Annotated in this window: 19 protein-coding genes; 8 read left to right on the top strand and 11 right to left on the bottom strand. The window is 62.5% G+C overall.

The window, feature by feature from the left end; all coding sequences use genetic code 11:
• Nucleotide 1 precedes the first annotated feature (1 nt).
• Entirely contained in the window at nucleotides 2–1,009 is a 1,008-nt protein-coding gene (locus AB0J47_RS08260; protein WP_364341881.1) for a sugar ABC transporter substrate-binding protein, read from the bottom strand.
• Nucleotides 1,010–1,019: 10 nt separating this feature from the next.
• Nucleotides 1,020–1,922, bottom strand: coding sequence for a TIM barrel protein (locus tag AB0J47_RS08265; protein WP_364341883.1), 903 nt, complete (start codon nucleotides 1,920–1,922; stop codon nucleotides 1,020–1,022).
• Between the two features lie 254 nt (nucleotides 1,923–2,176).
• Here AB0J47_RS08265 and AB0J47_RS08270 point away from each other — a divergent pair, with 254 nt between their 5' ends.
• Entirely contained in the window at nucleotides 2,177–3,181 is a 1,005-nt protein-coding gene (locus AB0J47_RS08270; protein WP_364341885.1) for a LacI family DNA-binding transcriptional regulator, read from the top strand.
• 48 nt (nucleotides 3,182–3,229) lie between these two features.
• Nucleotides 3,230–4,249 carry a Gfo/Idh/MocA family oxidoreductase gene (locus AB0J47_RS08275; protein WP_364341886.1) on the top strand — a complete coding sequence of 340 codons (1,020 nt, stop codon included), beginning with the start codon at nucleotides 3,230–3,232 and terminating at the stop codon, nucleotides 4,247–4,249.
• Between the two features lie 43 nt (nucleotides 4,250–4,292).
• Here the strand turns inward: AB0J47_RS08275 and AB0J47_RS08280 are convergent, their stop codons facing one another.
• Nucleotides 4,293–4,712: a hypothetical protein gene (locus AB0J47_RS08280; protein ID WP_364341888.1), complete on the bottom strand. Its 420-nt coding sequence runs from the start codon at nucleotides 4,710–4,712 to the stop codon at nucleotides 4,293–4,295.
• 102 nt (nucleotides 4,713–4,814) lie between these two features.
• On the opposite strand from AB0J47_RS08280, the gene AB0J47_RS08285 reads away from it, so the two are divergent.
• Complete coding sequence (locus AB0J47_RS08285) at nucleotides 4,815–5,105, top strand: hypothetical protein (RefSeq protein WP_364341890.1); 291 nt, start codon at nucleotides 4,815–4,817, stop codon at nucleotides 5,103–5,105.
• 433 nt (nucleotides 5,106–5,538) lie between these two features.
• On the opposite strand, the gene AB0J47_RS08290 is transcribed toward AB0J47_RS08285, so the two are convergent.
• A complete protein-coding gene (locus tag AB0J47_RS08290; RefSeq protein WP_364341892.1) occupies nucleotides 5,539–6,006 on the bottom strand; it encodes an NUDIX domain-containing protein in 468 nt (155 codons plus the stop codon).
• A complete protein-coding gene (locus AB0J47_RS08295) occupies nucleotides 5,993–6,754 on the bottom strand; it encodes a DUF5919 domain-containing protein (protein WP_364341894.1) in 762 nt (253 codons plus the stop codon). Before AB0J47_RS08295 ends, AB0J47_RS08290 begins: the two co-directional genes overlap by 14 nt.
• 395 nt (nucleotides 6,755–7,149) lie before the next feature.
• Between AB0J47_RS08295 and AB0J47_RS08300 the strand changes: the two genes are divergently transcribed.
• The gene (locus tag AB0J47_RS08300; RefSeq protein WP_364341896.1) at nucleotides 7,150–7,464 is read left to right on the top strand and encodes a hypothetical protein; all 315 of its coding nucleotides are present in this window, start codon (nucleotides 7,150–7,152) and stop codon (nucleotides 7,462–7,464) included.
• Nucleotides 7,465–7,759: 295 nt separating this feature from the next.
• Complete coding sequence (locus tag AB0J47_RS08305) at nucleotides 7,760–8,092, top strand: hypothetical protein (RefSeq protein ID WP_364341898.1); 333 nt, start codon at nucleotides 7,760–7,762, stop codon at nucleotides 8,090–8,092.
• 146 nt (nucleotides 8,093–8,238) lie between these two features.
• On the opposite strand, the gene AB0J47_RS08310 is transcribed toward AB0J47_RS08305, so the two are convergent.
• From AB0J47_RS08310 to AB0J47_RS08320, 3 genes are all read right to left on the bottom strand, one after another.
• Complete coding sequence (locus AB0J47_RS08310) at nucleotides 8,239–9,417, bottom strand: restriction endonuclease (RefSeq protein WP_364341900.1); 1,179 nt, start codon at nucleotides 9,415–9,417, stop codon at nucleotides 8,239–8,241.
• The gene (locus AB0J47_RS08315; RefSeq protein WP_364341902.1) at nucleotides 9,414–10,604 is read right to left on the bottom strand and encodes an AAA family ATPase; all 1,191 of its coding nucleotides are present in this window, start codon (nucleotides 10,602–10,604) and stop codon (nucleotides 9,414–9,416) included. The genes AB0J47_RS08310 and AB0J47_RS08315 overlap by 4 nt, the downstream gene beginning before the upstream one ends.
• A 412-nt stretch (nucleotides 10,605–11,016) precedes the next feature.
• Nucleotides 11,017–11,478: a nitroreductase/quinone reductase family protein gene (locus AB0J47_RS08320; RefSeq protein WP_364341904.1), complete on the bottom strand. Its 462-nt coding sequence runs from the start codon at nucleotides 11,476–11,478 to the stop codon at nucleotides 11,017–11,019.
• Nucleotides 11,479–11,581: 103 nt separating this feature from the next.
• Between AB0J47_RS08320 and AB0J47_RS08325 the strand changes: the two genes are divergently transcribed.
• The gene (locus tag AB0J47_RS08325; RefSeq protein ID WP_364341906.1) at nucleotides 11,582–12,202 is read left to right on the top strand and encodes a TetR/AcrR family transcriptional regulator; all 621 of its coding nucleotides are present in this window, start codon (nucleotides 11,582–11,584) and stop codon (nucleotides 12,200–12,202) included.
• Nucleotides 12,203–12,345: 143 nt separating this feature from the next.
• Here the strand turns inward: AB0J47_RS08325 and AB0J47_RS08330 are convergent, their stop codons facing one another.
• Nucleotides 12,346–13,749 carry a VWA domain-containing protein gene (locus tag AB0J47_RS08330; protein WP_364341908.1) on the bottom strand — a complete coding sequence of 468 codons (1,404 nt, stop codon included), beginning with the start codon at nucleotides 13,747–13,749 and terminating at the stop codon, nucleotides 12,346–12,348.
• 364 nt (nucleotides 13,750–14,113) lie between these two features.
• Nucleotides 14,114–15,004 carry a MoxR family ATPase gene (locus AB0J47_RS08335; protein ID WP_364341910.1) on the bottom strand — a complete coding sequence of 297 codons (891 nt, stop codon included), beginning with the start codon at nucleotides 15,002–15,004 and terminating at the stop codon, nucleotides 14,114–14,116.
• Nucleotides 15,005–15,228: 224 nt separating this feature from the next.
• On the opposite strand from AB0J47_RS08335, the gene AB0J47_RS08340 reads away from it, so the two are divergent.
• Together AB0J47_RS08340 and AB0J47_RS08345 are read left to right on the top strand one after the other, a co-directional pair.
• The gene (locus tag AB0J47_RS08340) at nucleotides 15,229–15,528 is read left to right on the top strand and encodes a hypothetical protein (protein WP_364341912.1); all 300 of its coding nucleotides are present in this window, start codon (nucleotides 15,229–15,231) and stop codon (nucleotides 15,526–15,528) included.
• Nucleotides 15,529–15,724: 196 nt separating this feature from the next.
• Nucleotides 15,725–16,156, top strand: a complete 432-nt coding sequence (locus AB0J47_RS08345) for a hypothetical protein (RefSeq protein ID WP_364341914.1) — start codon at nucleotides 15,725–15,727, stop codon at nucleotides 16,154–16,156.
• Nucleotides 16,157–16,279: 123 nt separating this feature from the next.
• Here AB0J47_RS08345 and AB0J47_RS08350 read toward each other — a convergent pair whose 3' ends face one another.
• Nucleotides 16,280–17,326, bottom strand: coding sequence for a hotdog domain-containing protein (locus AB0J47_RS08350; RefSeq protein ID WP_364341916.1), 1,047 nt, complete (start codon nucleotides 17,324–17,326; stop codon nucleotides 16,280–16,282).
• Nucleotides 17,327–17,383: the final 57 nt, after the last annotated feature.

Raw genomic sequence — 17,383 nt, forward strand, 5'->3', positions numbered from 1 at the left:
CTCAGCGCATACCCAGTGCCACGCGGGCCGCGACAGCTTCGACATTGTTCTTGTCGACGAAGGCGGGACCCGTCTGCACCGGTGCGCCACCACCCACCGAGTTCAGATTCGTCCGATACAGCTGCAGCAGCACGATCGGCAGATAGCCCTGTTCGTACTGCTGCTGGTCCACGGCGAACAGCAGCTTCCCGGCCCGAATGGCCTCGACCACATCGGTATTCAGATCGAAGGTCGCGACTGTCGCCGTCGACAGCGATTCCTTCACACCGTCCACCGCACGGGCGGCTACCTGTGAATTCAGCGTGAGCACGGCGTCGATGGACCTGTCCGCCTCCAATGCGCCCTTGATGCGGGACTGCGCGTCAGTGGGATTGTTGATATCCACCTGCAGCGTGGTGCCATTACCGAAGGCCTTGGTCGCACCGTCACAGCGCTGGTTGGCACCGATATTGCCCGCCTCGTGGATCACGCACAGCAACTTCTTGCGACCAGCGTCGGCGAGGCGCTTGCCCGCGGCCTGTCCGGCCAGTGTTTCGCTCTGCCCCACATGGCCGATCGCACCGAACTCGGTGCTCTCGCTCTCACCGGAGTTGATGGTCACCACCGGAATGCCCGCGGCAATGGCCTTTTCGATCGAGGATCTCAGAGCTTCAGGATTCGCCATCGATACAACGAGACCGTCCACGCCTTGTGCGACAGCGTTATCGATGAGTTTGGCCTGCTGCCCCGGATCGCCCGAGGAGTTGTACTCGACGCGGACGCCGAGATCCTTGCCCGCCGCCTCCGCGCCATTCTTGACGACGTTCCAGAAGGCGTCGCCTGGGCTGCCGTGGGTCACCACCGCGACGGAGCCCAATTTGCCTTGCGCGACCGGGGATTGGGTCGGGGCGGAAACATCCGCACCCGGACCCGTACACGCGGCGAGGAGGGTGGCCGCAGCCAGCCACGGCAGCACGCGACGGGATCGCCGCCACCATGCCGTGCGTATTTCCAGCGACATCGTTGTCATCACTTCCCATCTAGATTCGGACTGAGCCCAGCGCGGAAGCTATGCCCGCAAGGTGGATCAGACTGCGGGCGGCGTCGCGGCTGGGCAGTTCTGCCGAATCCTTCGGGCGCAATGCCGTGTCCTGTTCGATGACGTACCAGCCGCGGTAGCCTGCGGCGTGTACGCCGCGTACCAGAGCCTCGATGTCGATATCGCCGTCGCCGAGCGGGGCGTAGATGCCGCGGCGGACGGCATCGCTGTATTCCATTGCGCCGCTGCGTACTCGGTCGGCAATGGCGTTGCGCACATCCTTGAGATGGATATGTCCGATGCGATCCGGATGGCGCTGCGCGAGACGCACCGGATCGGTGCCGCCGATCAGCAGATGGCCGGTATCCAGGCAGAGGTCCAGATCGGAATCGGTAAGGAACCTGTCGACTTCGGCGTCGCTCTCGATGTAGGTGCCGACGTGCGGATGCAGGGTGGTGCGCAATCCGAATTCGGCGGCGACATCTCGGATGGCGCCAGCGGTTCGGATCAGGGTCCGCCATTCTTCATCGGAAAGTGTTGGGCGCATGTCGTATCCGTCGAGCCCGGTCGCGGCCGCGAGGACGACCACCTCCGCACCCGTCGCTGCGAAAAGCGCGGCGTTTTCGCGGGCGGTCTCGATTGCCTGTGCCGGGCCGCAGTGCAGCGGGAGGGCGAGGAAGCCCCCGACCGCGGTGATGCCGAAATCATCGAGCAGCGAGCGCAATTCGGCTGGATTCTGCGGTAGGTAGCCGGGTGGGCCCAGTTCCGTCGCGGAGATGCCGAGGGCGGACATCTCGGTAAGGACGGTCCGCGCGTCGAGCACGTGACCCCAACCGGGGACTTCGCAGACGCCCCAGGAGATCGGTGCGGCCGCGATACGTAGCGGATAGCGAGGTTGGGTCATCCGGCTCTCCGACCTTCGGTGTCGATCTGGCGCTGTTGGAGCGCTCCAACTATGTAACGTAGGTCATAGAGTGTCAAGTACTGCATCGGTCGCTGTTTCATCGCTGCTACCTGCGAAAATTCGTATTTGCAGCGAAAATACCCGACGCTGACGGTGAGAAAAATGTCGGATTAGAGCGCTCTATTGATAAGGCCAGGCCAACCTTGTAACGTCCGACACTGCAGGAGCACGGTGGGATGCGGAACGGAGGCGAGATGGCGCGACCGACCATGGAAGACGTCGCCGCCCGCGCCGGGGTGTCCCGCGCGCTGGTCTCCCTCGTCATGCGCAACTCCCCGAAGGTCAGCGAACATCGTCGCCGCGCGGTGCTGGCGGCCGCGAAGGAGCTCGGCTATCAGCCGCACATCATGGCGCGGTCGCTGGCCAGCCGGACCTCCAACATCATCGGCGTCACGGTCTCCGACCTGCGCAACGCGTTCTTCGCCGATGTGGTGGAGGGTATGGACGCGGCCGCGCAGGACGCAGACCTGGAACTGATCCTCAATACCGGACGCCGCAGCGCCGCCCGTGAGCGCACGGCACTGGAAAGCCTGCTGTCCTTCCGCCCCGGCGGAATCATCCTGCTTTCACCCGTACTGCCGGTGGCGGCCATTCGCGACGCCGCCGAGAAATGCCCGATCGTGCTCATTTCGCGCAGCTCTACGATCGCGGACGTCGATACCGTCAATGACGACGGCGAGATCGGCGCCGCGCTGGCCGTGGATCATCTGGTCTCGCTCGGCCACCGCCGGATCGTGCATCTCGACGGCGGCGGGGCCTTCACCGCTGCCGCGCGCCGTCGCGGTTACCGTGCCGCGATGGCACGAAAAGGGCTGGAGCCCATGATCATCGCCAGCGAGGACACCGACTCGGGAGGCATCACGGCGGTCCAGAAACTGCTGAATCTGTTCTCTCGTGAGAACTTCCCCACCGCACTGGTGTGCGGCAACGACTTCAATGCCGTCGGCGCGATGTCGGCACTCGAAGAAGCCGGACTTTCGGTGCCGCACGATGTTTCGGTCATCGGCTACGACAACACCTCTCTTGCCGCCCTGCGCCACGTCTCCCTTACCACCATCGATCAGCCGCGAATTCAGATGGGCCGCTTGGCAATCGAGGCATTGGTCGAGCGCCTGCGCGACGGCCGTACCGACCCAATGCGCCGCCGCCTGGAACCTTCACTGGTCGTTCGCGCGACGACCGCAGCACCACGCAACTGACGCTTTCGTATACCCACCGCCATTCGCATTTCACCAGGAGGAGAGCCGATGACATCAGCACATACCGTCACGCTGGGCCTGGCGGGCACCGGCCGTATCGGCACCTCCCATGCCGAAACACTGAAACACCTACCCGGTGTCGAGACCGTCATCGTCGCGGATGCCGACGCCGAACGCGCCCACGCCGCCGCCACCAAACTCGGCGTTCAAGCCGTCCCCGACATCGACACACTCTTCGCCGCCCCACTCGACGGCCTCATCATCGCCACCGCCACCGACTCCCACCCCGAACTCATCACCCGCGCCGTCGATCAAGGCATCCCGGTCTTCTGCGAAAAACCAGTAGCCACCGACATTCAAGGCACCCGCGCCGTCATCGCCCACCTCGAAAACTCCACCGTTCCAGTCCAAATCGGCTTCCAACGCCGCTTCGACGCCGGCTACCGCGCCGCCCGCGATGCCATCGCCTCCGGTTCACTCGGCTGGCTGCACACCTTGCGCGCCACCACCCTCGACCCCACTCCCCCACCCGCCGAATACATTCCCCACTCCGGTGGCATCTTCCGCGACTGCGGCGTACACGATTTCGACATCATCCGGTGGGTTACGGGGCGCGAAGTAGTGGAGGTCTACGCAACCGGAGCCAACCGCGGCGAGCAATTCTTCGCCGACGCGGGCGATGTGGACACCGCAGCGGTGCTGCTGCGCCTGGACGACGGCGCTCTGGCCACAGTCTCCCTCGGCCGCTACAACGGCGCAGGCTACGACGTCCGTCTAGAAGCCCTCGGCTCCCTCGGAAATGCCGTCGTCGGCCTCGACGACCGGTCACCGTTGACTTCCGTCGAACCCGACTACGCCCCTTCGCCATACCCCGCCTACCCCAGCTTCATGGAACGCTTCCGTCGGGCCTACACCGACGAACTCGCGGCGTTCCTCTCCGTAGTATCTGGCGAACTCGCCAGCCCCTGCACGCCCGCCGACGCACTCGAAGCGTTCTATATCGCTGAAGCATGCGAACTTTCGCGACACGAAAATCGGCCAGTTGCCGTGGCCGGAGTCCGCCGCTGACAGGTCCGCGTCGCACTGGGCTCCCACCTAGCTGGACGGACGATCACCGGGAATCCTTGGCGGCATCCGCTTCGCCCCCGGCACGCTGAACCGCGACCACCTGATTCGAATCCTCGTACAGGATCTCCCCTGGCGCACCGGAATCCAACCGCACCCACCCCACGCCATGTGCGTCAAGGATCGCGAGATACCCCTCCACCCGCCCGATCATCCCCACAGCCGCCGCATTGAACCACGACGCCGCTCCTGGATGAACCGCACGGTCGTAGATCCCAGGATCCACCTCACTCGGATCAACAAGATTCGCGTTGTACCAATCGTTGTTGACCCGCCGAAACCGCTCCTGCTCCCCTGTCAACACCCCCGCCCACGCCAACCCATTGACCAGCCCGAACACACCCGGATGCCGCCCATGCCGGTTCGCTTCCGCAGCTTCGAACCGCACAAACCGACGCTCGCTCACGAATCTGTTGTACCGCAAAAGATGTCACACCCTGCTGCAACACTTCTTGTAGTCAGCACGACCATCCGCTGACCTCTAGAAGCCGAAATCCTCGGGGGTCTGATGCTATTCGCCGCACTCATCACTATCTCGATCCTCTGCATCACCGCCGCAGTCACCGCCTTGACCGCATCCGTAGCCACCGACTCCCTCGCCACTAAAGCCACCCAAGCCGCCAAGTCCTGCTTCATCGGCGACAACCTCCCCACCGACGCTTACTTCACCACCCGCTCCCGCTCCACCCGCCTCTCCCAAATCTCCACCTGCCTGATGACTTCCGGCGTCCTCCTCTTACTACTAGAAGTAGCCTCCCTCGCTCTGGCCGCCTGGATGCATAAACACGCCGGCCGCTGAGCCCTCCCAGTCATGCAGTAGTAGGCACGGTTTCGATCGAGTTCGTCGGCAGCAACCAAGGCCGGTCACCGGGCGGCAGCGTACCGCTTCTGACCCCGAGATCCAATCGCGCACTCGTAGAACTCGTTTTGCCTGCGCCTATCTCGGAATACAGATGGACGTAATCCTCTTTCATGGAACGCTTCCGTCAGGCGTATGCCGACGAGTTCGCCGCGTTCCTCTCCACAGCGGCCGGCAAAGTTCACTCCTGCTCCCAGCCGATGTGCACTGCAGGCGTTCTATGTCGCTGAGGCGTGCAAACTTTCGCTGCATTAGCGCCGAAGTGTGGCGGTCGAATAAGTCCGCCGCTGACCCGGGCGACGATCACCGATCGACCGCCTAGCAGTCCTGCCGATCAACTGAAACACTCTGATCAAGGTCCTGAATTGCGACACTACCTGACGATGGGAGCCTTTCCAGATCGCCAGTCATCAATCCGTCTACGAATACTCGCCACCATAGGGAGCGTGTCGATTTCACATGTATCGAACCAGGCCACTTCCGTAGATTCATCGGACACGCGGATGGTTCCGCTGAGTGGCCGCCCCAGGAGACATATCGAAAACTCTTGTCGCACTTCACCGTTATCGTAGGCAAACACGTGGCCGGGGTTCGTGTAGGTGCCGACGATCCCGGTGATTTCGATATCGATGCCAGTTTCTTCCTTGGTCTCCCGGATACCGCACTCCGCGAGCGATTCGCCGAGTTCCATCTTCCCCCCGGGCAATGCCCACATCTCGTTGTCCACCCGACGCTGCAACAGGATCTGCCCGGTTTCGTCGACTACGACCACCGAAGCCGCCGGAACCAGGCTGTTCGCTTTGGGCGCATTCGGATCGTTCTCGTAATCACGTCGTGCCATGCTCGATCGCCTCCCAAATATTGCGGCCTCGAGACCACAAGTCTTCGACATGATCGGAGAATCGGTCGAACATACCGTCGTCCTGCTCACGTCTGAGATGGAACATCGGCGAGTCATGGCCCACTCGTCTCGCGAGAATCGGTGTCACGATCATGTCGTTGTCGAACCGAAAGACCGACAGGTTGACATGCCCGTTCGTGAAACGGCCCTCGATGCTGTCCACACCGCGCAGCTTGTGCAGTTCGCCGATGGTCACCGCAATACGTGTCGACAATGTAAGTGGGACATCCTCTTCGCGCTCGCGGGCTCGGGTTACGTCATCATTCGGATCGCCGATCAGGAATCGAATGCGGCAACCGTTCGCGGCCTTGCGGCGAAGGATGTCGGCCAGCTTCGCTTGTTCCAGCCACAAGAAGTAATTGGTGTAGCCCGCAAACGTCAGCTCACGGCTGGCTTTGGTGATCAACGATCGCCACAGCGAGGCCGGTGCGGCGGATCGGTAGGGAAAGACTTGAACGACTTCGCGATCCGGCCCGGTCTTCAGGGTTAGGCGCACAGCCGAAGGCCACAAGACTGCCTCCTCAGCTTCTAGAACTTCGCATACCGCCCAACGGTGACGGGCATGCGGTACGCGCGTGGGGTTTGCCAACCACCGATTAACCGTTTTGGCGTCGACTTCACATCTTTCGGCGAGCTGTTGTTCGGTGATCTTGGCCTTCGCCATGGCCTGCCGCAAAGCATGGTTCACGGTACGCCTCCCTCCGCCCTCGGGACAGCAGGGACTTTATCGTGAACCGTCCCAAACGTCCCCGAAACGCAGTAGGAACGCCCCGGCAACTGATCGACGCTGAAGTCACGCCCGAGAGTCGCGCCGACAGCAGTTCCCCTGGCAGTGAGCCAAGACTGCTGTCGTCGCCTCTGCACCACACGACAACAGATGCCAGAAGGGGAGGCTGCGATGAGTAAAGAACTGCCGCAACGCGTTCGGGGTCAATACTGCATACCGCCACGATTGATCGACCTGCCTCCAGTCGAACTCGTCACGCGTGTCGCCGCCGCCGTCGAACGATGGGCGGCCCAATCAGCTCAGTGTCGAGCTGCAGTGAGTTCTGGCACCGAACACCAGGAATGTAAGGCCTGATCATGCAGCGAACCGCGTTGCGTACCTCGCAAACCCGCGACGGACGCAAAGTCGCGATGTGGCAGCTAATCGGGCTTACTACCCGCATCCTGCGGGTGCAGCTGATTCCCGAATCGTTCACAGCACATCGACTGCCATCCAAGACCCCGCTCCCAGCCGTGCAACCAGGAACGATCCTGTTCGATGCCTACCCCGACCTGACCGACGCGCGACAGATGCTTCCAAAACACAGCGATCTGTGGGACGCCCTGCAGCACGACTACTGGGCGGCGCTGCTGAATCCGGCCGACATCGGCCGCGGGACGTCGGGAGCTTAGATCCAATGCCCGAGTTTCCTTGTCCACCAAACGTAATCGCGCCCTCTGTAAAGGCATTGCTTGCCACGTTCCACGAGGACACCGTCGAGAAGCTGCAACAGGCACCCTCGGACAGCCGGCCGGTACTCCATCGGGCGGACGGTTCGCGGTGTGAGGTCGGCGAGGATGGCTGGCCGACCTACAGCGGCGACGCGGACGAAGACAACTAATCGCCATCCTGCCACTCAGAACCACTGCGGGCAGACTTCGTACACCTCGACATCGACGCCCTACGCCCACCTGAAGGACCGATCCAATGATTGCTGCCGCTTTGATGAACTGGTTGCCCCGGCGTCACATGATGCCGCATGTCGAGGTGGTCATTGTCCGAGATCCCGATGGGCCAACCGAAGCACAGGTATTCGTCAATGGAGTCGAGCACGAAGCAACCATATTCAACATCGACGCAGGTGCCGGATGGGATTGGAGCGACTGGAAGGACATCAGAGACTCAAACCTCTCGGCTGCGTCGCCGAGTACTCGAGCGATCTTGCTGACCGCGTACGAAAATCCGCCCGGCGGCCATTACGTCGAGCGCGACAACGATATCGACTGGCTTGACGATCACCCTCCAAATTTCTTGCGATAGGCACTTTCCCGCAGATGAATGCCGACCAATCTTGTGGTGAAATCAGACAGGATCGACAGGAGGTTGCTTGGGCCTAAATGGAGTCGCGGACCAGGGGCGAGCTGGCTCCGGATTGAGCCACACAGGACCAGCGGAATTCCTCGCAACTACTTATGGAGGACTGTGCGTGCCAACGTGTCAATGGTCTTCAGCAGAGCGTTCGGAGGCAGGGAGAGATCGAGTGCGTGGCAATGGATAGTGATGTTGCAGGTCTTGATGGCGTGTTCGACTGCGGGCTCGTTGCCTTTGGCGTAGATCAGGTGGCCCTCTTTCAAACCGAGAACCGAGCAGTAAGCCAGCATCTGGTAGAGATCGGCTTCAGGAAATCCCTTCGGCTTCTCGGCCTTGTACTTCGCGTCCAGGACCGCCAGCGGGTCGCCATCAGCGTTGCACCAGACGAGGTCCGGGATGAACTTGATCCTCGACGCCGCGTCCATGTAATGATCTTTTTGGGTCTTCGGAAATCCTCCGAACTGCTGCATCGCCATGCTGATCGCGCCGGTGACGAAGTCCTCGTAGATCTTCCACATATCGAATACGAAGCCCGAGACAGCGAGAGGCCCGTGCTGCTGGCCGAACGAACTGTTGTCGAGGATCACTTCGGACAGCCGGAGAATATCGTGGTAACGCAGGTTGAGTCGGTTCAATCCGTACGGCGGTCTTCGTTCACGAGGTGAAACGATCGTTATCTCGTCCAGGACCGCTCGTATTCGACTGAGCTGCTGCCGCGCGCCGGTGCCGATATCCGGCATGCTGAGCAGGCGTAACGCGGCAAGCAGGATGACCCGATTCTCCGGAATATCCGCCGTGAAGTCGTCGTACTCGACGGCGATCGGGACCGGCAACCCATAGTTTCTGGTGATCTGCTCCTGGAATCGAACCCGCCCACGTACCACCGACAGAGAATCGGCAGTAGAGCGGTAACCACGCAACAACCCACGCCCAAAAGCATCGGATGCCAGGCGGACAAATGATTCCGCGACCGCTGGAAAGAGTCCGTCAGCCTTAGCGAGTCGGACGAACTCGTCGCGCCAGATCGTAGGGTTCGAACTGTATCCGATGAAGAACAGAATTCGATTCAGCTCGGCGATCTTCGGACGTACGTTGATCTGCACACCGCCCAGCCGAACCGAACCAACCTTTTGTCCGGGTTTGATTCGGTACCTGCCTCGCGAGATAGGACTTATCCCAGCGATTTTGACGCGGTGGAGGGCTTCACACTGATCGTCCGAAAGATCGATCGTTCCTGGCCGACCATGCTCGACAAGATCGACTGTTAGTGTCACAGTTGGGTATCCGGTTCAGCGTCTTGGGAAGCCACACGCTGTTCGATCTTGGCCAAAGCATATTTATCGTGAACGTCGATGTCGGTGTTGAAGTGATACTCCTCCATGAGCGGCAGAACGGTGGTGCGCCACGCAACGTCCATCCCGATCTTGGAAGTGGCGCCTCGGCGCATGAAGTACGAAGGGCCGATCTTGAAGTCTTCATCGGCGATGGATTCGTTCAGCTCATCCACGATGTCGGCAATCACTTCGTTTTCCCCATGGTACTTCAGCCAGTTCCGCAGCACGCTCCTTATCGGTTCCTTCGATGGATGCAAATGCACAAAAGCGAAACGCCGTCTCATCGCCGAATCGACCAGCGCGACAGAGCGATCGGCTCGGTTCATCGTTCCGATGATAAGCACGTTCTTCGGCAGGCTGAACATTTCTACCTTGTCGGAGTAAAGCAGATTTATGCTCTCATCCCGATATTCCAGCAGATAGTAGAGTTCGCCGAAGATCTTCGATAGATTCCCTCGGTTGACCTCGTCGATGATGAGGACGTACAGATTCTCTGGATCTTTCCGCGCAGTAGCAGCCAGTTGGCGCAGCGGACCCCGGTGGATGTCGTACGCGATCTGACCGTTCTCCGTTTCGACCGGACGGAACCCCTCGAAGAAGTCTTCGTACGAATACGAAGGATGGAACTGCACCATCTTGACGTGCTCTGCACCGGCCAGATGCTTCGCGATAGCCTTTGCGAGATAGGTCTTTCCGGTGCCCGGCGGACCATAGAAGATCAGTTGCGATCGGTCCCGCAGTAGGTCGATGCACTCCTGCAGCCACTCTTTCGGCATGTACAACTGCGCGGCGAGCTCGTCGGTGGCATCGAGGAACTCAGGCTCGACGTGGGCCTCGGCATCGATTGCAGGCTGATCCTCCACGACGGCAGCGTGCCTAGGCCGCCAAGCGAACCCGAACGCTGCGCTCAATATGGAGATCAGCTCTGCCGCATTCTGGCGGTTGAGCTGAATCGACTGACTGCTCTTGGGTGCAGACTCGCGCTGTTCGGATCCGAACGTCGACAGGTGGACCAGGGTTGCACCGTCAGGATCCTCGATCACCTTGTACTGACAGCTGACGGCGTCCTCGAGCTTGTGCGCCCGAACGTTCTGGGTACTGGGAACAATCTCGCGAATACGGGCCATCTGTCAGCTCTCCCCTAACTACCTTGCCGAACGCCGATCATTGCCGCGGTCGGAGCAAAGCGTGCGTGCACCAAACCGCTGAATCTCCCGCTCACAAGATCCGCGCAACACACCGGTCAGGTGATGCGGGTAGCACCCGAGTCAGAATAGCGTTCGACTCACACACAATTCCTGGGAAGACGCGGGAAGCGATTCGTGCTGTCGGCCATCGTGGCATCCGACACTCGACTCGGCTGGGGCACGCTCATAGTGGACGGCTGACGTACGTCTCGCCAAAGCTGCGCGGCAGGTCTTCGCGGCCAGTGGATCGGATGCCAGCCTGAGGGCTCGGGCGATCGCGGTCGGCGCGAAGACTATGGATTCGGACTAGTTGGCCGAGCAGTTGTGGGGAGGCGCTGAAGACCATGGCAGGTCACAAGGGGTGGAGGCGGACTATGGCGGTGCCTCGGGATAGGGCTGCGCGGAGGGAGGGGAGGTTTACGGTGCCGTCGGGGTCGAGGTGGATTTTGGCGAAGCGGCCGTGGGTTGGGTTTTGGGTGAGGATTTCGCGGTAGAGAGTGACGGCTCGGGGTTCGTCGGTGATGACTTCGTGGGTCGCTTGGATGTTCGTGCCACGCAGGAGGATTCGGACGGGGGTGTTGGGGATGAGGTTTTGGCGCCAGCTGGCGGCCGTGCCGATGAGGAGGTGGCCTTCGTGTTCGGCGTAGCCGACGGGGTTGGCGTATTCGCGGCCGGTTTTGCGGCCGGAGACGGTGATGATGAGGAGCTTTTTGCTGAGTAGGGGGTGTAGTGGGGAGCGGAGGATGAAGCGGACGACGGCGTCGCCGATGCGTTGGATGCGGGATTGGGTGGTGGGGGTTTTGGTGCTGGTCATGGGGGTGGCTCCGGTGATCGGATAATTACTGAGTTGATACTCAGAAAATACGTCCGTGTGGGGCATACTGCAAGGGATTGATCGGCACGGAGAGGAGGTTGCGGTGGTGGCGGCTGCGGATGGTGCGCGGGGGCGGCGGGGCCGGCCTTCGACGGGGGTGCGGGAGTCGGTTGTGGTCGCGGCGCAGGAGATCTTGGTGGAGGCGGGGGTGGCTCGGTTGTCCACGAAGGAAGTTGCGAAGCGGGCGGGGGTGGCCGAGTCGAGCATCTTCTACCACTTCGGGGATCGAATGGGGTTGTTGCAGGCGGTGATTCAGCGGCATTTGCGGCCGGTGAAGGATGTGCTCGGGGAGGTCGAGCAGCTGCCTGAGTTGCGGGCGGGGCTGGTAGCGCTTGTCGAGGCTTTGGAGGAGTTCTTCCTGGATGCCATTCCGGTGATGGCCGCGGTGCAGTCGGATGTGGAATTGCGCGCGAAGTTCGCGCAGCGCAGCCGGGAGCTGGATATCGGGCCGCATCGTGCGGTCGACGCGGTTGTCGCGCATCTGTCGATGCCGCATGCCGACCAGCTCGTGTCCGCCTCGGTGGATCTACGAGCTGTCGCTGTGCTGTTGGTTGGTGCGGCGCATCAACGAGCGCTGCAACGTCAGCTGAGCCCACCCGACATAGTCGCGGCCCTGCCGACGCCGGAATCCGTCGTCGACACGGTTATGCCGATCTTCCGCTGACACCGTCATCGCGCCAGCTAATGGCGCGGTCGGCTCAGGGATGTTGAGCAGGGCACGGCGCAGTGTGTCCCAGTCCGCTGCATCCGACGCGGCGGGGGGTTACCGGGCGGTGGATCGCGTGGTCCGCTCATCGAACGGACAGGTCAAGCAGGCAGCAACCGACCGATTACCTCGGCGAGCTGTTTCACATTGCGGCATTCGTGCATGGTGATGAGGTCGGCATATATGTGTGCGGCGGAGTCGCCGGTCGACCAGGAGCGGGCGGGCTCGGGGTTGAGCCAGTAGGCGTGTTTGGCTCGGTCCGACATTGTTTGTAGAGCGGGGAGATTCGGGTCGGTGCGATTGGTGCGGGCGTCACCGAGGATGAGGAGGGACGTGCGCGGGCCCAGGGCGTCGAGGTAGTTGTCGACGAAGCTTTGGAATGCCTCGCCGTAGTTGCTGCTGCCGAAGCGAGCGACGTTGGTATGGCGGACGATTCGTGCGGCAAGGTCGGGGGTGGGTGGTTCGCCAGGGATGAAGTGGGCGGTGATTTCGTCGCAGGTGTCGATGAAGCCGAAGCTGCGGACCTTACTGAATTGGTCTTGCAGCGCCTGGACTAGTTGCAGGGTGAATTCGGCGAAACCCGTTACGGAGCCGGATAAGTCGGCGAGCACGACAAGGTCGGGGCGACTATGTTTGCGGGCGCGCAGGACCGGATCGATCGGCACACCCCCCGTGGCCATGGAGCGGCGAAGGGTTCGGCGCATATCGATCTGGCCCCGGACTGCTTTGCGGCGACGGGCGGCGAGGCGGGTGGCGAGCTTGCGCGCCAAAGGGTTCACCAGGCGGCGCATTTCGGCGAGGTCTTGGGCGCGGGCGCCGAGGAAGTCGACCTGGTCGGTGCTGGATTCGACGCCGCGGCGGGCGATGTATTCGGTGCCGCGGAGTTGGGCGGAGCGCAGGCGCGCCTCGGTTTGGACGGCGGTGCGGAATTCGCGGACGCGGCGGTCGGCTTCGATGGTGCGGACGGTGGGGTCGAGATCGCCGCTCATGCGCTCGCCGACGCGATCGATAAGTTCTTCTGGCCGTAGGGATTTCATGGTCAGATAGGAAGACCACCCAGCACCCGATGCGGTGGTGACCGGACTCGACGGCTCGCCCGTCCCGACTCCTCCGTAGCCGCCCAGTGCGGTAAGGGCCTGACGGGCGAGTTCGGCGACGGCGGTGCGGTCATCTCGGGCGAGTGCTTCCACCAAGCGGTCGCGAAGGTCATCGGTGGATTCGAGAGGCGCCGGGGTTGTCGGTTGCTCCGCGGTCAGGAAGTAGAGATCGAAGAGCTGGTCGAAGACGGCGCGCTGACCATTGCGGCGCAGGAGGCAGGCGGCCATGCCGGAGCGCAGGCGGTTCCGGTCGTGTAGGCCGAGCGCGAGTATTGCCTCGGCGGCGTCGATGGTTTCGCTTGGTCCCGCAGAGATTCCGTGGTCGCGAAGCAATCCGACGAACTGGACCAGGCGATCGGTCATCGTGTCGATGCCCTGCTCAGGGCTGCGCCGCCCAGATGACGTCACCACTCGTCACCCCCGCCATCGACGGCTGCGGTCTTTGTTGGCGTTCCACCCTCGTTTTGAGTGGCCTCACGGAGTATCGATCCCGAGAAGCGGTGCGACAGTTGACATACCGCCGCCCCGAATGTTCGATGCGCACAACGCTTCCCCACTGCGACCGCCGAACCAACACTATCGGCGCTCCGAACCGCCTTGCCTACCAGCTGTACCGCTTGCCGGGTTCCGCAAGCGCCGCGGGTTCCCGCCAATGGCTCCGAGAAGTCCTGCGGCAGTTGATGGCCGACGCGTGCCTGTTCGGCGCATCGCATACCCCGTCGGTATCCGCGTGCGGGGCGCGGGGGTTCGATCCGAATTGGAACAGCGGCGGTCATGATGGTCTGCGTTCGCGGGAATCGGGTCCCGGGAGTTCGAGGCGAGCGATGGCGATGCGGTGGTCGGCTTGGTATTTGAGTAGTACGCCGAGGGTGGATTGGACGATGGCGCCGGTGAGGTTTCGGGCGCCCAAGGCTACGAGAGTCCTTGCCCAGTCGACGGTTTCGGCGATCGAGGGAGGTTTGCGGAGGGTGAGTTCGCGCAGGGCGGCGACGGTTCGCACTACCGGCTCACCCAGGGTTTCGTCGAGCTCGGGCACCTTCATGCGGACGATCGCGCGCTCCAACTCCGCTGTCGGATAGTCGATGTGGAGGTAGAGGCAGCGGCGTTTCAACGCTTCGGAGAGGTCGCGGTTGGCGTTCGAGGTGACGATGACGAAGGGCTTGCGCACGGCGGTTACGGTGCCGAGTTCGGGGATGCTGACCTGGTAGTCGCCGAGAACCTCGAGTAGCAGTCCTTCGAGTTCGATATCGGCCTTGTCGAGTTCGTCGATGAGCAGCACGGTCGGATGCGGATTCCGGATCGCGGCCAGTAGCGGACGCTGCAGCAGGAATTCTTCGGTGAAGACGTGGTCGCGGGTGCTGTCCCAGCTCTCGTTGTCCGTGGCGGTGATGCGCAGCAATTGCTTGGCATGGTTCCACTCGTAGAGCGCGCGGGCCTCGTCGATGCCCTCGTGGCACTGCAGGCGCACCAGGTCGGAGGTGGTGGCGGTGGCGATCGCCTTGGCCAACTCGGTCTTGCCGACACCGGCCGGACCCTCGATCAGCAGGGGCTTGCCCAGGTGACCGGCGAGGAACACCGCGGTGGCGATGTCGGTGGAGGGCAGGTATCCGGCGTCGGTGAGCCGCCGCGTCACCTCGTCGACCGAGCCAAAGAACTTACTCATCGGTAACAGTCTAGAACCAGCGGGTTTCCACTCCATCCCTGAGGCCGAAACCCACCGTCTCGGGGACTCGTCATACCAAAGGATGAATCTTCCTGAAATCGTGCTCACACCATTGCCATTCGACCGGGCGCGGCCGAGTGTGAACGTGCAAATCGTTGCGTCGCCGGGCTATCCGACGAGCAACGACGGCGTCTTCGCGGACGCGCAGATAGAAAGGATCCACGGTGTTCTCGAGAACGACTTCCCGCCGATTGACCCGGGTGGCCATGGCCGGCGCCCTCGCGGCAGTCCCGTTGACCGCACTGGCCGTTCCCGCCTCGGCCGACCCTGCCGCCAGCGACCCCGGTGTGACCGAAGTGCGGCACCCGCACAATAACGATTGGGATTGCGACCGCCCCGGCTTCTTCGACGACTGGAACCACAGTCCCGGCCGCTGGGACGACTGCGATCTTCCCGGCCGCTGGAACGACCCGTGGCGATTCCCCCGCCACCTGTTCCCCCGTGGGACCTTCGGCAGCAGCTGATCGAGAGCAACCGGCCCGGCACCACAGGTGCCGGGTCGTTGTCGCCCGGACCCCTGAGAAGCAACCGACTTAGGATCGATTCGACTCGGGGGACACCCCTACGCCAGTCCCATCGCCACTCATACTTTCGACTGAAATTTCCCTGAATCCCACTGTGGCAGGAGATTTTTCGGCGTGCACACGCAAGAGTGAAAGCATGACAATGACGCCTCGCCGGATGCTGGCCCAGGTGGCCGTGGCCGCCGCTCTCATCACTGTTCCCTTGACCACCTCGGCAATTCCGGCGTCGGCCGCACCAGCAACGGGGTCCGCAGGATCAGGGCAGACGGATGACTGCGAAAGCGCCGAGCACCGGGACGAGTGCGAGCAGGCGTGGCGGGACGAGCAGGCCCGGCGGGACAGGGAGGCTCGCGACTGGGCGCACAATCTGAACAATCCGGCCAACCCCATGAGCCCCTTGAACCCGAACAACCCGGCCAACCCCAACAGCCCGGCCAACCCGCAATACCAGTGGGAGCACAGCCTCAATAACCCGGCGAATCCGATGAGCCCGCTGAACCCCAACAATCCGGCCAACCCGAACAGCCCGATGAACCCCCGCAACCAGCACAGACCCGATAACAGCTAGGCCGTGCCGCAGTGGTCCGGCCTGAACCGAGCCGGACCACCGCGGATCCGCGCACCAGGGTGGTCCGACCTCAGCCACACGTGACCACGGCGGATCCGCACACCAGGCAGCCACCACGGAATGTCACGGCATCGGCACCCGGAAATGGTTGGGCTCGGCATCCGCGGGCACATCACTGGCCTGCGTGAACCGCTCCACCTCGGCACGCAATTCGATGAGATGCCGCGCATGCGCATCGAGCGCCTCATCTTCCGCAGAAGCCGGAACCCATTGGCGCACCGGCCGTGCCTTACCGCTCTCATCGACGGCGACGACAACCGCGAGACCGTGCGCGGCGAGCGCCGGTTCATCGGAGTGCGTATCCGTCGACGTCACATGCACGCTGACGTGCATACTCCGCGGCCCGGTGTGAATCAGCCGCGCACTCACCTCGACAATATGTCCGATGACAATCGGCCGGTAGAACCGGATCCCACCGAAATACGACGTAATCACGTGCTGCCCAACCCAATCGGCACCACAGATATACGCCGCCTCGTCGATCCACTGCATAGTGCGGCCGCCGTGCACCTTGCCGCCCCAGTTGATATCCGAAGGCGCGGCCAGGAATCGCAAAATCGACCTCGGCGCTGTGCCCGCCGCCGTGTACTGCTGCGCGGCCATCGCCTCCTCGATTCGCTTGCGAACCGAAACCCGTGCCCGCGCTTGCCGATGCCGCTCCAGTTCCAGAATCGACGTCGGATTCCATTGCGGCACTTCGACAGTCCGCCGATTGTCATCGATCGCGACGAAGATCGTCAGGCACTGCGCCGTCTGCACCGGCTTGCGTCGCGTGGGGTCGGTCGAATAGACGCTGACGAGAATATGCATGCTGGTGCGCCCGGTGTGCACGAGATTCGCATGCAGTTCGACCAGCTCACCGACCGCGATCGGGCGGTCGAGATGAATATTGCCGACGTAGGCGGTGACGCAGTAGCAACCGCTCCACTGAGCCGCCGCCGCATAGGCGACCTTGTCGATCCATTCGAGTAGCTTGCCGCCGTCGACCGAACCGGCGATGCCCGCATCGGCCGGTTTGACGAGAAAGCGGTGGATAGCCTCGGCTCGGCGACCGGCCGCAGCCGGACTCGGAACGGATCCGGGGACAAGGGTGCTGGATGAGATGCTCACGACTCACGATCTGTTCGGTTGACAATTCGACTCCGCTGTCCTCGCCAGACAATAGGC

The sequence above is a fragment of the Nocardia sp. NPDC049737 genome (genome assembly GCF_040674755.1).
Classification (GTDB): Bacteria; Actinomycetota; Actinomycetes; order Mycobacteriales; family Mycobacteriaceae; genus Nocardia.